Origin of the sequence: Desulfosporosinus shakirovi (assembly GCF_020595055.1) — a bacterium.
In the GTDB taxonomy this organism is placed as follows: Bacteria; Bacillota; Desulfitobacteriia; order Desulfitobacteriales; family Desulfitobacteriaceae; genus Desulfosporosinus; species Desulfosporosinus shakirovi.
In genome coordinates, this window is record NZ_JAJDOO010000028.1 from 1 (window position 1) to 16,201 (window position 16,201).

A 16,201-nucleotide genomic window follows, 5' to 3' on the forward strand; every position below is an offset into this window, starting at 1 on the left:
TGGGATAACGCACCACCAGCTTGAAAAAATCTCAAGTTTCGTTACGGCCCCTTGTGCTATTCGGCGTGAAAAATTTCAAAGGGAGGATATGACATTTGCTTGTCGAAATGATCTGATAATGAGGAGAATGGAGGAAGTTGTCATGAAAAAAGAAACCATTCGAGGATTAAACGGTTACGATATCCCCTGCGTGAACAATTTAAGTGGTGGGGAGAGGAGGATCGTTATCATTAGCCATGGACTCGGCAGCAGCAAGGAAAGTCCGACGGCTAAGTCTATGGCTGCAGCACTGTCGGAACACAGCATTGGGACTTTTAGCTTTGATTTTCCCGCCCATGGTGACAGTCCGGTGGATGGCGAGCTGCTTAGGATACCCAACTGTCTGAACGACCTTTCTGCGGTTGAAACCCATGTGCGTGAGCTCGGTCCCGAGGCGGATATCGCTTACTTCTCCTCCAGCTTCGGAGCATACATCAATCTGATCTATTTGGCGACGCGCACCCCTGCGGGCAAGAAATCTTTCTTACGCTGTGCGGCAGTGGATATGCCGGGGCTGTTTCGGAACAGTACTTCCCCGGAGCAGTATACTCAGCTAAAGGAGCAGGGCTACATTATACCGGATTTTGACTACCTTCGCCCTCTGAAGATTACTCGGGAATTCTATGACGACCTAGAGATGCATGATGTGTTCAAACTCTGTCGGCCGGATATGGCGCTGATAGGAATGATACACGGTGACGCCGACGAGACCGCCTCAGTGGTGGACGCCCGGCGCTTTTCACAGCAGTTCGGAGCGAGATTAACTGAAGTCAAAGGTGCAGATCACCGTATTATGACTCCGGGCGGATTGAAGCAGGTCATCGCGACTGCGGTACGGTTTTTCACAGCAAAAGAAGATTAAGGCTATCAGATTTTTTTGCGGACCATCCTGCAAGATCAACTGCGACGCGGGAAGAAGAATATGAAATTCAGTTTAAGGAGCTATGAAGGTGTTTGCCTGCATATTCCTCTCCAAAGATATGGGGGGGGGGAACGCAGAAGGCCCTTAGGATAGCTGAAAAAATGCTGAGAAGGGGAGACTTGGTTGAAAATATTTACGAATTGACTGAGCTTCTACTGGAAAAGGTAGCGGAAATGAAAGATCAATTATTTTTACATACTCAATAAGCAGAGTCCAATCATTGCAATGAATGGTTAAAAAAATCCGGCAGTTTTGAGATGACTAATCTTGATGAGTCGCCTCAAAACTGCCGGATTTTCAAAACTCGTGGATGAGATGGGATGGGATGATCGCACTATAGAGCAAGACCTGTGTGATAAGCCGGGTATTGAGGACACTAATAATAATTGAATCCCTATCCCTGCACCCAGGCATCCTGTTCATACCCTCGTTGACCCCAATAGCCAATATGATCTTCTTCAATTAACTCAATCCGATTCAGCCATTTGACAGATTTATAAGCATACATCTGCGGAACTATTAATCTAACCGGACCACCCAGGTCCTTAGGAATGGGTTGGCCATCGTGCAGCACCGCTACTATGATGTCGTCCATATCAGCTTGCTGCAAAGTGAGTGAGTCCGTGTACATACTATCCCCGGAGTAGAGCTTGACCACCCTCGCCTCTGCCTTAACTTCAGCTTTCTCCAACAGTTCTTTAAGAGGGATGCCTTCCCAGGTATTGTTATATACCGACCAGCCTGTAACGCAGTGAAAATTACTGACTTGTACAGAACGCTTGAGGGCCACAAACTCCTCCCAATTCAAGGTTATTGGTTTCTCAACCAGTCCGTTAATTGTAAATAACCAGTTATCATTGGTAAAGAAGGGAAGCCTGGTGACTGAATAGCTGCGAAAAGAACCACTGGCTCCTCCGCCAACGGGTGGAGCCGAATCTGCTGATGGTTGGGGAGCCGGCAGAAGCTGGTTAGTTCCCTCTTTATTTACCGCCTGGAACTCTGGCCCTGAGCCAAGGTCACCGATCCACTTGATCAGAGCTGGGACAACTGAAATGGCCAAGCCAGCACCGATGACGGTGCGAAGGAAGTCCTTACGGGTGTAGAACCGTCCGAAACCCTGGCTTTGATGCCGCCGAGGTTCCTTAAGCCGGCCTAGCTTTGTTAAAGAATGATAAAGGAACAAGGGAAGCCCGAGCCAAACAAACACATCATGAGCCAGCAGGGCTGCATTGGAAACCCCAGGTCCCATGGCTTGGAACTGCCACAAAAGAACTCCCGAGATAAACCAGCCCATAACTAACAATAGAACAACAATAATATGCAATCGCTGCCAAGGCTTACCCTTAAGCAACTGCCAGTGTCTGACTGCTGACCCCAAGTAAGCTAGCACCGGAAGGATTGAGACCAAGCCGATCATGATGTGCAGCCACTTGATCCAGATCTTAGCTTCCCCCAGCAGCTCTTTCCAGGAACTGCTGAATAGCAAGAGCCCGGAAAACACCAACAACGCAACGAGCAAGGCGTTCCAATAATGGAGCAAAGCCAGCCTTTTAGGGAAACCATTGTCCTTTTCTTGGCGCCCGTTAGTCATTCATCTGATCCCTCCTCTCGCAATTAGTCCCCTTTGGGCAACGTGAACCAAAAGCAGCTTCCGCCTCCCGGTCGACTGATCACTCCGATTTCTCCGCCTTGCTGTAGAACCAGGGATTTTGCAATTGCCAGCCCCAACCCCGATCCGCCCTCTGAACGGCTGCGAGAAGGATCAAGCCTGTAAAAGCGTTCAAATATCTGTTCTTTTGCTTGCTCAGGAACCCCTTTTCCTTGGTCAGTAACACTTACCCGAACAAAACCCTTTGCTACATCATCTACTTCGATGCCGATAATTCCATTTCTGGGAGAATGCCGGATGGCATTCTCTAAGAGATTCTGGATAATTCGTTGAACCTGCTGCGGAACCATCTGACAGCGCAGGAATTGTTCTGGTAACTTCACTTGGAGGTCAAGGGTCTTGTCCTCCAGCAGCTTAGCAAAGCGGGGAAGAAGCTCTATCAGCACATCATCTAAAAGTGCCGACACAGTTTCCTGAGATCGTTCCTCAGCATCCAGTGTCGACAACTCAAAAAGATCCTGAATCAAAGTTCCCAGTCTCAGTGATTCGCTTCGGATGGTTGCCAGATAGCGCCGGAAGGCTTCCTCATCCTCTACTATTCCATCCTCTAATGCTTCCACATACGACTGCACCGAGGCCAAGGGGGTCCGCAAATCATGGGCCAAATTAGCCACTAATTCCCGCCTTGATTTTTCCGAGGCTTTCACTTGGCGAAAACTCTCTTCCAGCTTAGTCCCCATAAGATTAAATTGCTCAGCCAATACTTTCAGCTCAACCGGTCCGACCACGGGCACCCGAGTGCGCAATGCTCCCGAGGCGAATTCGGCGGTTGCAGTCCCAATTCTCAGAACCGCACTAACTACCGGGCGCATAACAAAAAAATGTAACCCTGCCGAAACACACCCCGCAGCAATAGCTGCAATGGAAAGCATAAGCAACTGCTGGGAAGACAGCAGCATGTAACTATAAAAAATAAACAGCACCGAAACGATTGCCGCGATGCTGATCAAGTTGGCAAGTACCAGATAATTATTTAGTTTCATGAGGGTTCTTCCCATCCAGTTTATACCCGATACCCCAAACTGTTTTAATCCAGCGAGGTTGAGACGGATCCAACTCAATCTTTTCTCTCAATCGTCTGACCAGCACAGTTACAGTGGTTGTATCTCCATTATAATCTGTATGCCAAATTCGTTTTAACAATTGGCTGCGGGAAAAGACTTGCCCCGAGTGACATGCCAACAGGAAGAGAAGATCAAACTCCTTAGCAGTCAAATCCACCTCAGAGCCTGCTGCCTTTACTCGCCGCTGGGATGGGAAAATGGATAGACCATCGAAATGCAGGGCCTCCTGCGCCTCTCCCGATGCCGAGCCTTTGTGAGGGCTTTGGGCCGGCGACACCCGCCGCAAAATATTTTTGACCCGCAGCACCAGTTCACGCGGACTGAAAGGCTTTGTCATATAATCATCCGCGCCCATACTTAGCCCAAGCAGTCGATCTGGTTCCTCTCCCCGTGCGGTCAGCAGGATGACGGGTGTCTCTCCGGCCTCCCGCACCTTTTCACATACCTCCCAGCCATCGAGACCGGGCATCATAAGATCGAGCACCAACAGATCAGGAGATTGTTCCTTCCAAAGCTGTAAAGCTTCTTCTCCGTCATGTGCCACCCAGACCACATAACCTTCTCGTTCTAAGTAACGACGGCATACATCGGTTATATTCTGTTCATCATCGGCAACCAGAATGCAGGCAGTCATTGGTTCTCCTCCTTGACCAGTGTGTCTAAATGCAGTGTTAAGATGTTCTTAAGTCTCTATTATACTGTCAGTTATCAAATCATGGCAACTGGAGAAAAAAACTCTCATCTTAACATCTACATCTTATCAGTTGTCTTGCCATCCTTCATAGTATCTTTGCTATCGTTCATCGAATCCTTGTCGTCCATCATGGTATCTTTCCCGTCATTCATTGCATCCTTGTCGTCCATCATGGTATCTTTCCCGTCATTCATTGCATCCTTGTCGTCCATCATGGTATCTTTCCCGTCATTCATTGCATCCTTGTCATCCATCATGGTGTCTTGATCCTGCTTCATTTCCGTCTTCTGTAGGGTGCCTTCGTTTCCCATTGTTTGATTGTCGCTTCCACACCCGGTTAGCGGGAAAGCCAAGGCGGCTGCCAACATAATTATTGCTGCTTGTTTTTTCATTAAATTTTCCTCCTCTGATTGTCTTAACTACCTGCATAGTTTAACAGAGAAGGATTACTGTACGAGAACGGTTTTCTCACAAAAACCTTAACTTAATATTACAAAAGTGTATCATTCTCTGAGGTTATCAAATGAATAAATTTAATCAATTTATTAATATAGCCGGATTAAGGTGAATACAAAATGTTTGCTTTAGCCGGTTATCAGGTCAATATGTATGGCCGATCCCAGGCTGGCATCGTGAGAGGTTTTAAGCGGATAGCTGAAATACTGCAAAAGTTTAAGGACCATGGTTTAGTTGTCATTCTTCCAAAGGGATCCAGGTAGGGAGATTCCCCAGGGCCTATGCCTGTCCAAGAAACGAAAGCGCTTTCGTTTCTTGGACAGGCTGTTTATAAGATATTACCTTATACCCATAACTACTGAGATAGACCTGTTTCGCCACCATGTTGAGGGAGAAAGAGAGCGGTAACCCCCCTCGATATTGCCACAAATTAAAACCTTTAGAATATGAAAACCAGCTACAATCTCCAAAGAAAGACATCCAGCCATAAACAAGGTAGGCGTTTGGGATGCGTTATAGTTTATTCTATTATCAACGAAAAGGGGGTGATATAGCAATAAAGCATGCTGATGGGACTATCTCTCTAACACAATTTGACATATCGGAAAAAGAACCAGTGAAAATTGATCATATAGTTAAGGATGCAAAATAAATTGCCGCTACCGGTCCGGAAGCTGCTGCAGCCTGCCAGGAATTTCATACTGTCTTAGATAAGTACTAAGGAATACTAATGCGAATAGGCAAAGTTAACAAGGGAGGACCCTTTGCGAAATGACTCCTTTCGCCGGATAAAGTTCTAATTTTGAGTAGAAAACGCCTCCGAGCGGTGTAATGATGCACCTCATAGGGGCGTTTTCTTTTTTGGGGGTTGTCTAAATTACGTTGCCGATTGCCTTAGATATGCTTAAATCCTGCCCTTTGCTTGAGATGGATTTAAACATTTGCCTATGGCATAGTAATTGCTATTATACATTATTTTAGAAAGAAGGGAGGGCTGTAATTGATAACAGCAGGTGTGGACATTGGATCGACCTCATCAAAAGTTGTAGTTTTGGCAGAAGGCGAAAAGATTTTAAACAAAGTCATAATACCTGTTGGTGCCGGAAGCAGCGGGCCGGCAAGAGCCTTTGAACAGTCTATTCGGGAGGTGAATTTGAGTCGAGAGGATATAAAAAGGGTGATTGCAACGGGATACGGCAGAAACACTTTTACAGGTGCAGACCAACAGATTACGGAAATAACCTGTCACGCCCGTGGAGTTTATGAACTTGTTCCGGGTGTAAAAACGATTATTGACATCGGTGGTCAGGATGCTAAAGCCATTGGAATTGGCAAGGGTGGAACTGTCTCTAACTTGATCATGAATGATAAATGCGCAGCGGGTACCGGAAGATTTTTGGAGGTCATGTCACGTATTTTAGAAATTAATATTGAGGATTTAGCAGATTTGGCTGCATTAGCGAAAAACGAGATTTCAATTAGTAATACTTGTACAGTATTTGCAGAGTCTGAGGTTATTTCACAGCTTTCTACCGGCACATCTCGGGAGGATGTTGCAGCGGGTATTGTCCAATCTGTGGTAGGCCGTGTTGCAGGACTCGTTAAACGTATTGGCGTGCAATGTGAGGTTGTTATGACCGGTGGAGTGTGTCTAAACTGGATGATCATTAAAGTGATGGAGAAAGAGCTTGCTGTACCCGTAATAGCTTCTCCCATGGCACAATTGACAGGTGCTCTTGGGGCTGCTCTACTGGCTTTCGAAAGTGCAAGCTAACCTCTCAGGAATGGGGTGGTGCTTCACGCCACCGAAATTTTCGCTATTTTCAGTATATTGGGGCAATAATGCACCAGTGCTGAGGCGTTCTAAAACTGCCGACCTTGACGAGCAACAAGGTGGAACTAATATTTGCTTGGGAAATGGAAAAATGAATCAGATCGAAAAGGGGTGACTTTAAGTGCCTGAAAAACTTACGTCAAGAAATTTACTGAATCAGCTGCAAACTCGTCATTATACGAATGCTTACGCTGCCAAAATAAAAGGACAATTAGTTGGCTGGGCAACCTCGATTTTTCCTCAGGAATTCTGTGAGACTATGGATTTAACGGTGGTTTATCCCGAGAATCATGCAGCTGCCGTCGCTGCTAAGAGAGGAGCCTTGCCACTGTTAGAGCAGGCCGAAAGCGAAGGGTATAGCATGGATTTGTGCTCCTATGCCCGGATTAATCTTGCCTATATGAAATCTCAGGCAGCAGAAATCCCTATCCCACTGCCTGACTTCATTTTATGCTGCAATAATATTTGCAACACTCTAATAAAATGGTACGAAAACATCGCCGCAGAACTTAACATACCCATGATTTTGATTGATGTCCCCTATAACCATGGGTATGAACCAACACCGGCAGCCATTGATTATATCAAATCTGAGTTTGGGGAGTGTATCCGGCAGCTTGAAAAAATTACCGGCCGCCCATTTAATCACGAGGGTTTCCGGAAGGTCATGATACTATCCAACGAGAACTCACGCGCCTGGAAACGGGTGCTGGATTTGAATCAAGCTGTTCCGGCTCCCTTGAATGGCTTTGAACTATTTAACTATATGTCCCAAATGGTCTGTGCCAGGGGTCGCCAAGAAACCGGAGAATTGTTGAAACTCTTGATTGAAGAATTAGAAGAAAAAATCAAGTTAGGCAAATCTTGCTATGAGGATGGCGAAAAATGCAGGGTGATGTGGGATGGCATCGCTTGTTGGCCTCATATTAAACATAACTTTAAGGCTTTTGCAAAGAACGGGATCAATATCGTTTGCAGCAGTTATCCTGAAGCCTGGGTTTTGCTCTATGAACCGGGAAACCTTGATGAATTAGCCAAAGTCTATTCCATGATCGGCAACAACACTTGCATGGAATATCAAGCAGATAAAAGAGAGCGTGAGGTAAAGAACTTTAAGCTTGATGGTATCTTGTTCCATGTGAATCGAAGTTGTAAGGTTATGGACTTTATGCAATATGAGCAACAACGCCTGGTTGCAGCTCGTACAGGTGTTTCCATTATGAATTTTGATGGAGACCAGGCCGATCCTCGTAATTTTGCTGCAGCTCAGTTTGAAACCCGTCTTGAGGCCTTAAAGGAAATTGTAGCTCATCATAAGTCAGCTAAGAAAAGCAAAGAGGTGACGAATAATGACCCAGCTTAAGGAGCTCATGTCAGCGCTGGATAACGCCGCTAAACATCCGGCACAAGTTATTAATAAATGCCTTGAGGAGAAGCGGCTGATGATCGGATGTGCCCCGGAATATTGTCCGGAGGAAATTGTCTACGCTGCCGGAATGCTTCCCGTGGGTTTATGGGGTGGGTTAACGAGCATCAAAAACGCCAACCAGTATTTTCCGGCCTTTGCCTGTTCTTTAGTTCAGACCACCTTAGAGCTGGGGATGCGCGGAGTATATGACGGACTTGCAGGGGTTATTGTCCCTGCCCACTGCGATCATCTCAAGTGTTTCGGACAGGATTGGAAGGTTGCCGTACCCCAGGTAAGGTTTATACCACTGGCTCATCCCATTAATCGCAAATTGGAAGCAGCTGTTGAATACTTAAAAAGTGAGTATTCCCGGATCAAGAGTGTCCTTGAAGAAATTGGCGGCCAGCCAATATCCGATCAGGCCTTAAGTGAAGCGATCGAGATCTATAACGATCACCGGAAAACCTTAAGGGAGTTTACCCTGATTGCCCGGGACTATTGTACAACGATTACCCCTTCCCTCCGCCACAACGTGATCAAGAGTGGTTACTTCATGGATAAATTGGAACATACCCAACTTGTCAATGGTTTAATTGAAGAGTTAAAAAAAGCCCCTCCCGAAGCATGGCAAGGGAAGAGGGTTGTTTTGACAGGGATTATGGCCGAACCTAATGAAATTCTAGACATGTTCGAGGACTACGGTTTGGCTGTCGTTGACGATGATCTGGCTCAAGAAAGCCGGCAATTTAGAACGGATGTACCCCAGGGAACAGACCCTCTGGAAGGATTAGCGCGTTATTGGAGCTGCATGGAAGGCTGTTCCTTACTATATGACCCCCAAAAGAACCGCCGCTTTATGCTGAAAAGAATGGCGGAAGAGAGCAGGGCAGATGGTGTTGTGGCCTGCATCATGAAGTTCTGTGAAATGGAAGAGTTCGATTATCCCATTTACAAGAAAACATTAGAAGAAGCTAAAATCCCCTTGCTTTATCTGGAATTAGATCTGGTTACACCTTCTTTAGAGCAAGTAAGAACTCGAATCCAAAGCTTTGCAGAAATGATTTCTAGGAAACGATAATTAATAATTAAGTGGAGGGGTTAGAGATGTCCAAGATACAACAGTCTATCAGTAATCCCCAGCAAGAATACCAAAAGAAACTGGTTACGGCAGAAGAAGCTGTCAAACTGATCCGTTCCCAGGATCGTGTTCAGTATGGGGAGTTTCTTTCCTTCCCTATCGAATGCGATGCAGCCTTAGCCCAATGTAAGGATGAATTAGATGATGTCCGGATCTTAATGAGTACCTTAACCTCCGTTCCCCAGGTAGCCCTTTGCGATCCGTCCCACGAGCACTTCGTTGCTACTGATTTTTCCTATAGCTTAATCAGCCGAAAACTTGCCGATGCCGGGTTGTTGTTTTATATGCCCTCGACTTATCATGAAGCCTACAAGATTTTCAGACAGCTGCCGGATTCGGAACGCCCCACTGTAGGAGTAGTGACGGTGAGTCCTATGGACGAAAATGGGTACTTTAACTTTGGGACGACTTGTTCCATGAATCCTCTGCTGCCTGAGATGGTTGACCGCCTGATTGTCGAGGTTAATACCAACATGCCTCGGGTACATGGCCCGCAGAATTATCTTCATATATCACAAGTTGACCGGGTGGTAGAAGGGAAAAACCCCCAATTACTCCAGATTCCCAAACAAAGTTATTCTGAAATTGATGATAAGATTGCCGGCTATATCGTCAATGAGCTTGAGGATGGGGCTTGTCTGCAGCTGGGTATAGGGAGCATGCCCAATCGTGTCGGTGAATTAATTGCCCAATCCGATGTGCAAGACCTGGGGGTTCACACGGAAATGCTGGTGGATTCCTTTGTCGATATTTATCATGCGGGGCGGATAACCAATCTGCGCAAGACTATTGACAAAGGACAATTTGTTTTTACCTTCGCAATGGGAAGTGATAAACTTTATGAGTTTATCCATAATAACCCCCTTTGTAAAGCAGCTGCTCCCGACTACACTAATGATCCTTTTGTGATCGCTCAAAATGATAAGGTCTTTTCAGTGTGCAGCTGCTTAGAAGTGGACTTATATGGGCAGGTATCATCGGAATCCATGGGAGCGCGGCAAATTTCGGGGATAGGCGGTCAATTCGATTTTATTTTCGCATCCCACCGGTCTAAGGGAGGAAAAGGGTTTGCCTGCCTGAATTCTTCATACATGGACCAGGATGGCAATTTGATCTCAAGAATTGTACCAGGGTTAGAACCTTGCACTGCCGTATCTTTGCCTCGCTATATTACCTATTACATCGTAACTGAGTATGGAATTGTCAATCTGAAGGGCAAACCGACTTGGCAAAGGGCAGAAGAACTGATTAGTATTGGCCACCCGGATCTCCGTGATGAACTTGTGAAAAAAGCAGAGAAATTGAAAATCTGGCGGCATTCCAATAAGCGTTAGGTATACAGACTTTACTTCAAAGTGCTTTGACAAAGGGGAGCCATAGCCATGAAATGGCCTAATGACAAAACAATTGGCTCCTTTAAGAATACTTTTTGGGCATAGAGCTAATACCTTATACACTGCGGCAGAAAAATGGATTATAATATAGTCATGTATAATCAGTCTTGGCATTTCGGATATATTTCTATAAGGCAATATCATTAAAAACTTCGGTAATTGAGCTTTTATTAAAAAAAGAGTATTGGATGTACTGGAGAGTGGAATAAGAATGACCGATTGCAGTAATTCGTTGGAGAATTTTGATTTTCATAAGATTTTTGAAAATTGGGACGACGGCGTTCTTATTACCGACTCACAGGGCTTTGTTTTAATGCATAATCAAGCTTACTTACGTTTAACCTTTTTACCCTTCGAAAGCCTTGTTGGGATGAATATGCGTGAGCTGATTCGCAAAAAATACGCAACTAATATCGCTTCCTTAAGGGTATTGGAGGATAGACAGCCGGTAAGCATGACTCACAGCAATGAAAAAGGTACCATTGTTGTGAGTTCAAATCCTGTTTTCGACACCCATGGTTCAATTGCTGTAGTAGTTACGTTTGTCCGGGAATTGACTGAAATTGTTCGCCTGCGTGAAGAACTAATGCAAGCCAAAGAGATTGAAGAAATGTATTTTAAATATAATCAAAAAGAGTACTCTACAACTCATAATGTACCCATAGCTGTCAGTAAAATGATGAACCACACCTTGGTATTGGCCGCTAATATTGCCCAGGTTGCCGCCAACGTTCTGTTAACAGGTGAATCAGGTGTGGGAAAAGATGTCATAGCCAACTATATTCACAAACAAAGTTCACGTAAAGAGGCACCGTTTATTGCCGTGAACTGTGCCGCACTTCCGGAAAACTTACTCGAATCGGAATTGTTTGGTTATGATTCAGGTGCTTTCACCGGGGCTGCCCGGGCTGGAAAGTCAGGACTTTTCGAGGCAGCTCAAGGTGGCACTTTGTTTTTGGATGAAATAGGCGATATCTCACAAAGTTTTCAGGCTGCGCTTCTGAGGGTCTTAGAAACTAAAGAAATTAAACGAATCGGGGCAGTAAAACCAATTAAAATTGATGTTCAAATTATAGCAGCAACCAATCGTGATTTAGAAGAAATGCTAAAAGCTGGGGAATTTCGCTCGGATTTATTTTACAGACTTAATATCTTCCGAATAAAAATTCCGCCCCTGCGTGATCGCCGTGAAGATATAATCCCCTTGGGCATGTACTTTATGAACCTCTTTAATAACCAGTATCATCGTCAGAAAAGGCTAAGCCACGAAGTATTGCGTCAATTAACGAAATATGACTGGCCGGGCAATATCAGAGAACTTCGCAATGTGATTGAACGTATGGTAGTCATGAGTAATGGGGATTATCTTAGCGTCTCAGAGCTGCCCGAATCTCTGCGGAATGATTTTGAACTGCATCCTTCGGTTATCGTAACCGGAATTATGCCAATTAACTATGCAATTGAGGAAACTGAGAAGCAGATCTTAACTAACGCTTTGCGAACCTACGTTAGCACTCGTAAGATAGGGCATATATTAGGGATTGATCATTCCACGGTTGTCAGAAAACTCAAGAAATATAGGCTTAATTGACACTCCTCACAGATGAATCTGGAGGATTCTTGGGTGATGAAACGAAAGTCCGTTTCCGGCAATCGAGTATGACCCCAAGTTAAGGCTATGCCATTAGCCCTCCTAAGACAGTGCGTATAGCATCTTAGGCTGACAGACTGTTACTATCTGCCACAACCGCATATGTTCAATTTTCAAAAGATCGTATCAAATTCAATTATACCATAAAATGCAAACTAAGAACTCTTTAGAATTGCCTTATATCCCCATAGTTGAAACTAGGGGCTTTACGGCAACTAGTGGTAACGATAATGAATTTTACTCAGGGATTAACACTTGAGAAGTAATACTAGCCTGTCCTAGAATCGAATGCGCATTCGATTCTAGGACAGGATGTTTATAAGGGAGAAGTTGTGTTCAATGTCCTCAATGGCTTTGCCGATAAGAATTTACACTTGTCAGGGATCAGCCTGCCCCCATACCAATGAGCAAATTAAAAACATTAGAGTACGTAAAATTAATTTTAGTTTGATATTTAATTAGATTAAGAAAAGATAATTGGATGTCCAACTGGAGAATCAGGTAAAACAGGCAGCTCCACCGGGGGAACCGAATGGAAATACCACTCTTCTGCAGCATATTTAGCCGCAGAAAAGCTTGAATAAAGTCCTTTTATTATATAAACTTAAAATCACAAGAACGACGGGGTATTCAGTCCAAAGGAATTAAAAAATCGAGGGATCCAAACAGATTCAGGACGGGCATAATGCAGTCTTTACACCCATTGACTTAAGGGACACTTACAAAAACCAATGAGCTATAAATCCTCTTCCGAACATCAAGCGATATGATTGAGGTGAAGGTATGGAGACTAAGTTCAAGGATATTATAAATCAATATCCGTTTTTTTGTGACATTTTAGAAACCCTTGACGAAGCTGTATACTTTTGTGATGTTAATGGCCGATTGCTTTATATCAATAAAGTGGCCGAGAGACTGGATGGGTATGCCAATGAAGAACTTTATGGCCGCACTGTAGGAGAGGCCTATGGCTTAGATGGGAGAACTAGTCCGATGTTGCTGGCTTTGACTACGGAAAAACCTGTGGTGGATAAAGCTTTTCGCTATATTGTTAATGGTCGGGAAGTTTATCAGATTTGTAATGCCCGTCCAGTTTTTTTTGAAGGGGAAAAAGTGGGGGCATATACAATCCAAAAAGATGTGACTCAGTTAATGGAGGTTATAGAACAAAATATCATTCTTCAAAAAAAATTTTTTTTACCCAATGAGGATGATCTCGAGGGATCTCGCCAAGATATGGGCAGCCTTAATCGTCTCATCGGGGAGCATCCTTTTTTCAAGGAATGCAAGGATATGGCAATAAAATCGGCAAGAAGCGACTCCCCAGTTCTTCTCACCGGAGAAACGGGTAGCGGCAAAGAACTCTTCGCGCGCTGTATCCATCAAAACAGTAAACAGAAAGATGGCCCATTTCTGGCGATAAATTGTGCAGCTATTCCGGAAACCTTGCTGGAAAGCATTCTTTTTGGAACTTCTAAGGGTATTTATACTGGGGCAGTGGAACGGAAAGGACTTTTCGAAGAGGCTGAAGGAGGAACATTGTTTTTAGACGAAATCAATTCCATGCCTCTCTTTTCTCAGTCAAAGCTGCTTCGGGCTTTGGAGGAAAAAGAAATTCAACATCTTGGGAGCAAACAGCGAATCAAGATCAATGCCCGTATTATCAGCAGCAGTAACGTTTTCCCAGAGGATGCAATCCGTAAAAAGCAGATTCGGGAAGACCTTTTTTATCGTTTGGCCGTAGTGAATATTATGATCCCTAACTTGGCCAGCCGCAAAAGTGATATTCTTTTATTAACTAATCATTATATTAAGTTGTATAATGAAAGCTTTCAAAAACATATTTTGGGCCTCGATGAAGAAGTTTTACGTTTCTTTATGAATTTTATTTGGCCCGGTAATGTCCGCCAGTTGAAGCATTGCTTGGAAGCAGCAATGAACCTAGTTACCGATGAAGATCTAAAAATCAAAATAAAGCATTTACCTGCTTATTTACTTTCAGGAAATAATGTTACCACCGGCGGTTACATCCAAAAAATGCCGATTGAAAATAATCATCATCCTAACTATTCTGAGCCGCTAAAGAACGGCGTATTTTCAACAATTTTTCAGAAAGAAAAAGAAGAGATTATTGAGGCCCTAATGGAGAATAAAGGGAATGTTTCCAAAACCGCCAAACAATTAGGGATGCATCGTCAGTCTCTTATGTATAGGATTAAAAAATATAATATAACTTAGCAATTACAATTGCACAAGAACTAAGCCTGCCTCTCGGCAGGCTTAGTTCTTGTGCAAAAATACTAAACAATTTTAAACAATAATATTAAATTTTAAACTATTTTAGACAAATATCTAGGGTGGAGTTTGTAATTATGGCATAATTCACAAACTTTTTACTGGCATGAATATTGCGTATATTAAGTTGCGGTGGTCATTAAAAGTTAAGGAGGATGCAGTCATGCAAAGGTATCAGATTTTATCACAAAATGAAATCGAACAAATTCATGAGACAAGCTTACGGATCATGGAAGAGGTGGGGGTGATTTTCAGTTATGCCCCAGCCCGGAAAATCCTGTCCAAAGGAGGGGCCAAGGTTGATGGGCAAAGAGTTTATTTTCCCAAAGATATGGTGGAAAGAGAAATAAAAAAAGCTCCTTCTTCTTTTACTCTTTACGCCAGGAATCCCGAAAAGAATGTTTTGATTAACACTCAGAGAACAGCATTTGTTGGTCCTTATGGTTCACCCTTTGTCATGGATATGGACAACGGACGCCGTTTTGCTGAATTGGATGATTTCATTAACCTCTGTAAACTTCAATATCAAATGAACAATATTGACATTATGAGCCACATTCCCTGTGAGCCTCAAGACGTGGATGCAAATGTTCGCAGTCTGGAGATGGTTTATCAGACACTGAAGCACAGCGACAAACCGTTGATGGCCACTGTTTTAGGTTATGAGATGACCAAACGGAACATAGAAATGGCGGCAATCCTTTTTGGCGGCCTAGAGGTAATCAAGGAAAAACCCGTTGCAGTAGGCATTCCCTGTACCTTAACCCCTCTTAGTTATGATGACAAAATGGCAGGGGCTATTATTGCCTATGCAGAATATCGACAGCCGCAGTTAGTGAACTCACTCTGTATCGCCGGTGCAACGACCCCCGTCACTATCGCAGGTACTGTAGCCCTTCAAAATGCAGAAGTACTTGCAGGTATAGTTCTTGCCCAGTTGGTCAGTGAAGGAACTCCTGTTATCTATTCCGCCTCCTCTTCCAATGCCGAAATGCGCAACGGCTCTCTCGCTATCGGTACTCCGGAAGATGCAATATTTTCCCTTATCAATGGTCAGTTAGCCAAATTCTATAACCTTCCTTGCCGGATCAGCGGTGCTCTTTCCGACAGCAAATGTGCAGATGCTCAGGCTGCATATGAATCTATGCTTACCTTGAGTATGGCCCAAATGGCTGGTGGCAATTTCATTCTGCACAGTGCCGGTATCATCGACACCTATAACACTGTTTCACTGGAAAAAATGATGATTGATGATGAAATTATTGGTATGATTCGTCGTATTGGTCAAGGTGTTGTCGTCAATGAAGAGACCCTAGCCTTTGACGTCACCAAGGAAGTCGGTCCTCAGGGCCAATTCCTCACCCATGTCCATACCTTTACCCATTTCCGCAAAGAATTCTACCAGCCAATCCTGAGCGATCGCAATAATCCCACCCAGTGGGAAGCGGAAGGTGCTCTGACTGCAGAAAAGAGAGCCAATGCCCGGTGGAAGAAACTGCTTAATGAGTACGTAGAACCTGTTTTGGACAAAGATGTGGATGCCGCGTTAAGAAAATATATAGACAAATAGAAGCTGACAAGCAAAAATGCTCACAACAGAGCTGATAATGTTGCTCCTGCTTGAAAATATGCAGAAC

13 protein-coding genes are annotated in these 16,201 nt (G+C 44.2%); 9 read left to right on the forward strand and 4 right to left on the reverse strand.

Annotated elements, in window-relative coordinates:
• Positions 1-901, forward strand: a 901-nt coding sequence (locus tag LJE72_RS19160; protein WP_229249601.1) for an alpha/beta hydrolase, incomplete at its 5' end; no start/stop codon positions are given.
• Between the two features lie 454 nt (positions 902-1,355).
• Here the strand turns inward: LJE72_RS19160 and LJE72_RS19165 are convergent.
• The 4 genes from LJE72_RS19165 to LJE72_RS19180 form a co-directional block, all read right to left on the reverse strand.
• Positions 1,356-2,552, reverse strand: coding sequence for a molybdopterin-dependent oxidoreductase (locus tag LJE72_RS19165; RefSeq protein ID WP_229249602.1), 1,197 nt, complete (start codon positions 2,550-2,552; stop codon positions 1,356-1,358).
• Positions 2,553-2,575: 23 nt separating this feature from the next.
• On the reverse strand, positions 2,576-3,613 hold the full coding sequence (locus LJE72_RS19170; RefSeq protein ID WP_229249603.1) for a sensor histidine kinase: 1,038 nt from the start codon (positions 3,611-3,613) through the stop codon (positions 2,576-2,578).
• A complete protein-coding gene (locus tag LJE72_RS19175; RefSeq protein WP_229249604.1) occupies positions 3,600-4,328 on the reverse strand; it encodes a response regulator transcription factor in 729 nt (242 codons plus the stop codon). Before LJE72_RS19175 ends, LJE72_RS19170 begins: the two co-directional genes overlap by 14 nt.
• Before the next feature lie 116 nt (positions 4,329-4,444).
• Entirely contained in the window at positions 4,445-4,780 is a 336-nt protein-coding gene (locus LJE72_RS19180) for a hypothetical protein (RefSeq protein WP_229249605.1), read from the reverse strand.
• Positions 4,781-4,963: 183 nt separating this feature from the next.
• Between LJE72_RS19180 and LJE72_RS19185 the strand changes: the two genes are divergently transcribed.
• The 8 genes from LJE72_RS19185 (at position 4,964) to LJE72_RS19220 (ending at position 16,134) form a co-directional block, all read left to right on the forward strand.
• Positions 4,964-5,107, forward strand: coding sequence for a hypothetical protein (locus LJE72_RS19185; protein WP_229249606.1), 144 nt, complete (start codon positions 4,964-4,966; stop codon positions 5,105-5,107).
• A gap of 737 nt (positions 5,108-5,844) precedes the next feature.
• Positions 5,845-6,618 carry an acyl-CoA dehydratase activase gene (locus tag LJE72_RS19190; RefSeq protein WP_229249607.1) on the forward strand — a complete coding sequence of 258 codons (774 nt, stop codon included), beginning with the start codon at positions 5,845-5,847 and terminating at the stop codon, positions 6,616-6,618.
• 181 nt (positions 6,619-6,799) lie between these two features.
• Positions 6,800-8,041, forward strand: a complete 1,242-nt coding sequence (locus LJE72_RS19195) for a 2-hydroxyacyl-CoA dehydratase subunit D (protein WP_229249608.1) — start codon at positions 6,800-6,802, stop codon at positions 8,039-8,041.
• On the forward strand, positions 8,028-9,164 hold the full coding sequence (locus LJE72_RS19200; protein WP_229249609.1) for a 2-hydroxyacyl-CoA dehydratase subunit D: 1,137 nt from the start codon (positions 8,028-8,030) through the stop codon (positions 9,162-9,164). Before LJE72_RS19195 ends, LJE72_RS19200 begins: the two co-directional genes overlap by 14 nt.
• 26 nt (positions 9,165-9,190) lie before the next feature.
• Positions 9,191-10,558: an acetyl-CoA hydrolase/transferase family protein gene (locus LJE72_RS19205; protein WP_229249610.1), complete on the forward strand. Its 1,368-nt coding sequence runs from the start codon at positions 9,191-9,193 to the stop codon at positions 10,556-10,558.
• A gap of 271 nt (positions 10,559-10,829) precedes the next feature.
• Positions 10,830-12,209, forward strand: a complete 1,380-nt coding sequence (locus LJE72_RS19210; protein ID WP_229249611.1) for a sigma-54 interaction domain-containing protein — start codon at positions 10,830-10,832, stop codon at positions 12,207-12,209.
• A gap of 843 nt (positions 12,210-13,052) precedes the next feature.
• Positions 13,053-14,507, forward strand: a complete 1,455-nt coding sequence (locus tag LJE72_RS19215; RefSeq protein ID WP_229249612.1) for a sigma-54 interaction domain-containing protein — start codon at positions 13,053-13,055, stop codon at positions 14,505-14,507.
• Between the two features lie 220 nt (positions 14,508-14,727).
• Positions 14,728-16,134: a trimethylamine methyltransferase family protein gene (locus LJE72_RS19220; RefSeq protein ID WP_229249613.1), complete on the forward strand. Its 1,407-nt coding sequence runs from the start codon at positions 14,728-14,730 to the stop codon at positions 16,132-16,134.
• The last annotated feature ends 67 nt before the right edge of the window (positions 16,135-16,201 follow it).

What these genes read in the sequence shown, in the direction of transcription:
- LJE72_RS19180 (WP_229249605.1), bottom strand. Translation starts at nt 4,780, where the DNA reads ATGAAAAAACAAGCAGCAATAATTATGTTGGCAGCCGCCTTGGCTTTC.
- LJE72_RS19205 (WP_229249610.1), top strand. Translation starts at nt 9,191, where the DNA reads ATGTCCAAGATACAACAGTCTATCAGTAATCCCCAGCAAGAATACCAA.
- LJE72_RS19170 (WP_229249603.1), bottom strand. Translation starts at nt 3,613, where the DNA reads ATGAAACTAAATAATTATCTGGTACTTGCCAACTTGATCAGCATCGCG.
- LJE72_RS19210 (WP_229249611.1), top strand. Translation starts at nt 10,830, where the DNA reads ATGACCGATTGCAGTAATTCGTTGGAGAATTTTGATTTTCATAAGATT.
- LJE72_RS19165 (WP_229249602.1), bottom strand. Translation starts at nt 2,552, where the DNA reads ATGACTAACGGGCGCCAAGAAAAGGACAATGGTTTCCCTAAAAGGCTG.
- LJE72_RS19215 (WP_229249612.1), top strand. Translation starts at nt 13,053, where the DNA reads ATGGAGACTAAGTTCAAGGATATTATAAATCAATATCCGTTTTTTTGT.
- LJE72_RS19200 (WP_229249609.1), top strand. Translation starts at nt 8,028, where the DNA reads ATGACCCAGCTTAAGGAGCTCATGTCAGCGCTGGATAACGCCGCTAAA.
- LJE72_RS19175 (WP_229249604.1), bottom strand. Translation starts at nt 4,328, where the DNA reads ATGACTGCCTGCATTCTGGTTGCCGATGATGAACAGAATATAACCGAT.
- LJE72_RS19185 (WP_229249606.1), top strand. Translation starts at nt 4,964, where the DNA reads ATGTTTGCTTTAGCCGGTTATCAGGTCAATATGTATGGCCGATCCCAG.
- LJE72_RS19220 (WP_229249613.1), top strand. Translation starts at nt 14,728, where the DNA reads ATGCAAAGGTATCAGATTTTATCACAAAATGAAATCGAACAAATTCAT.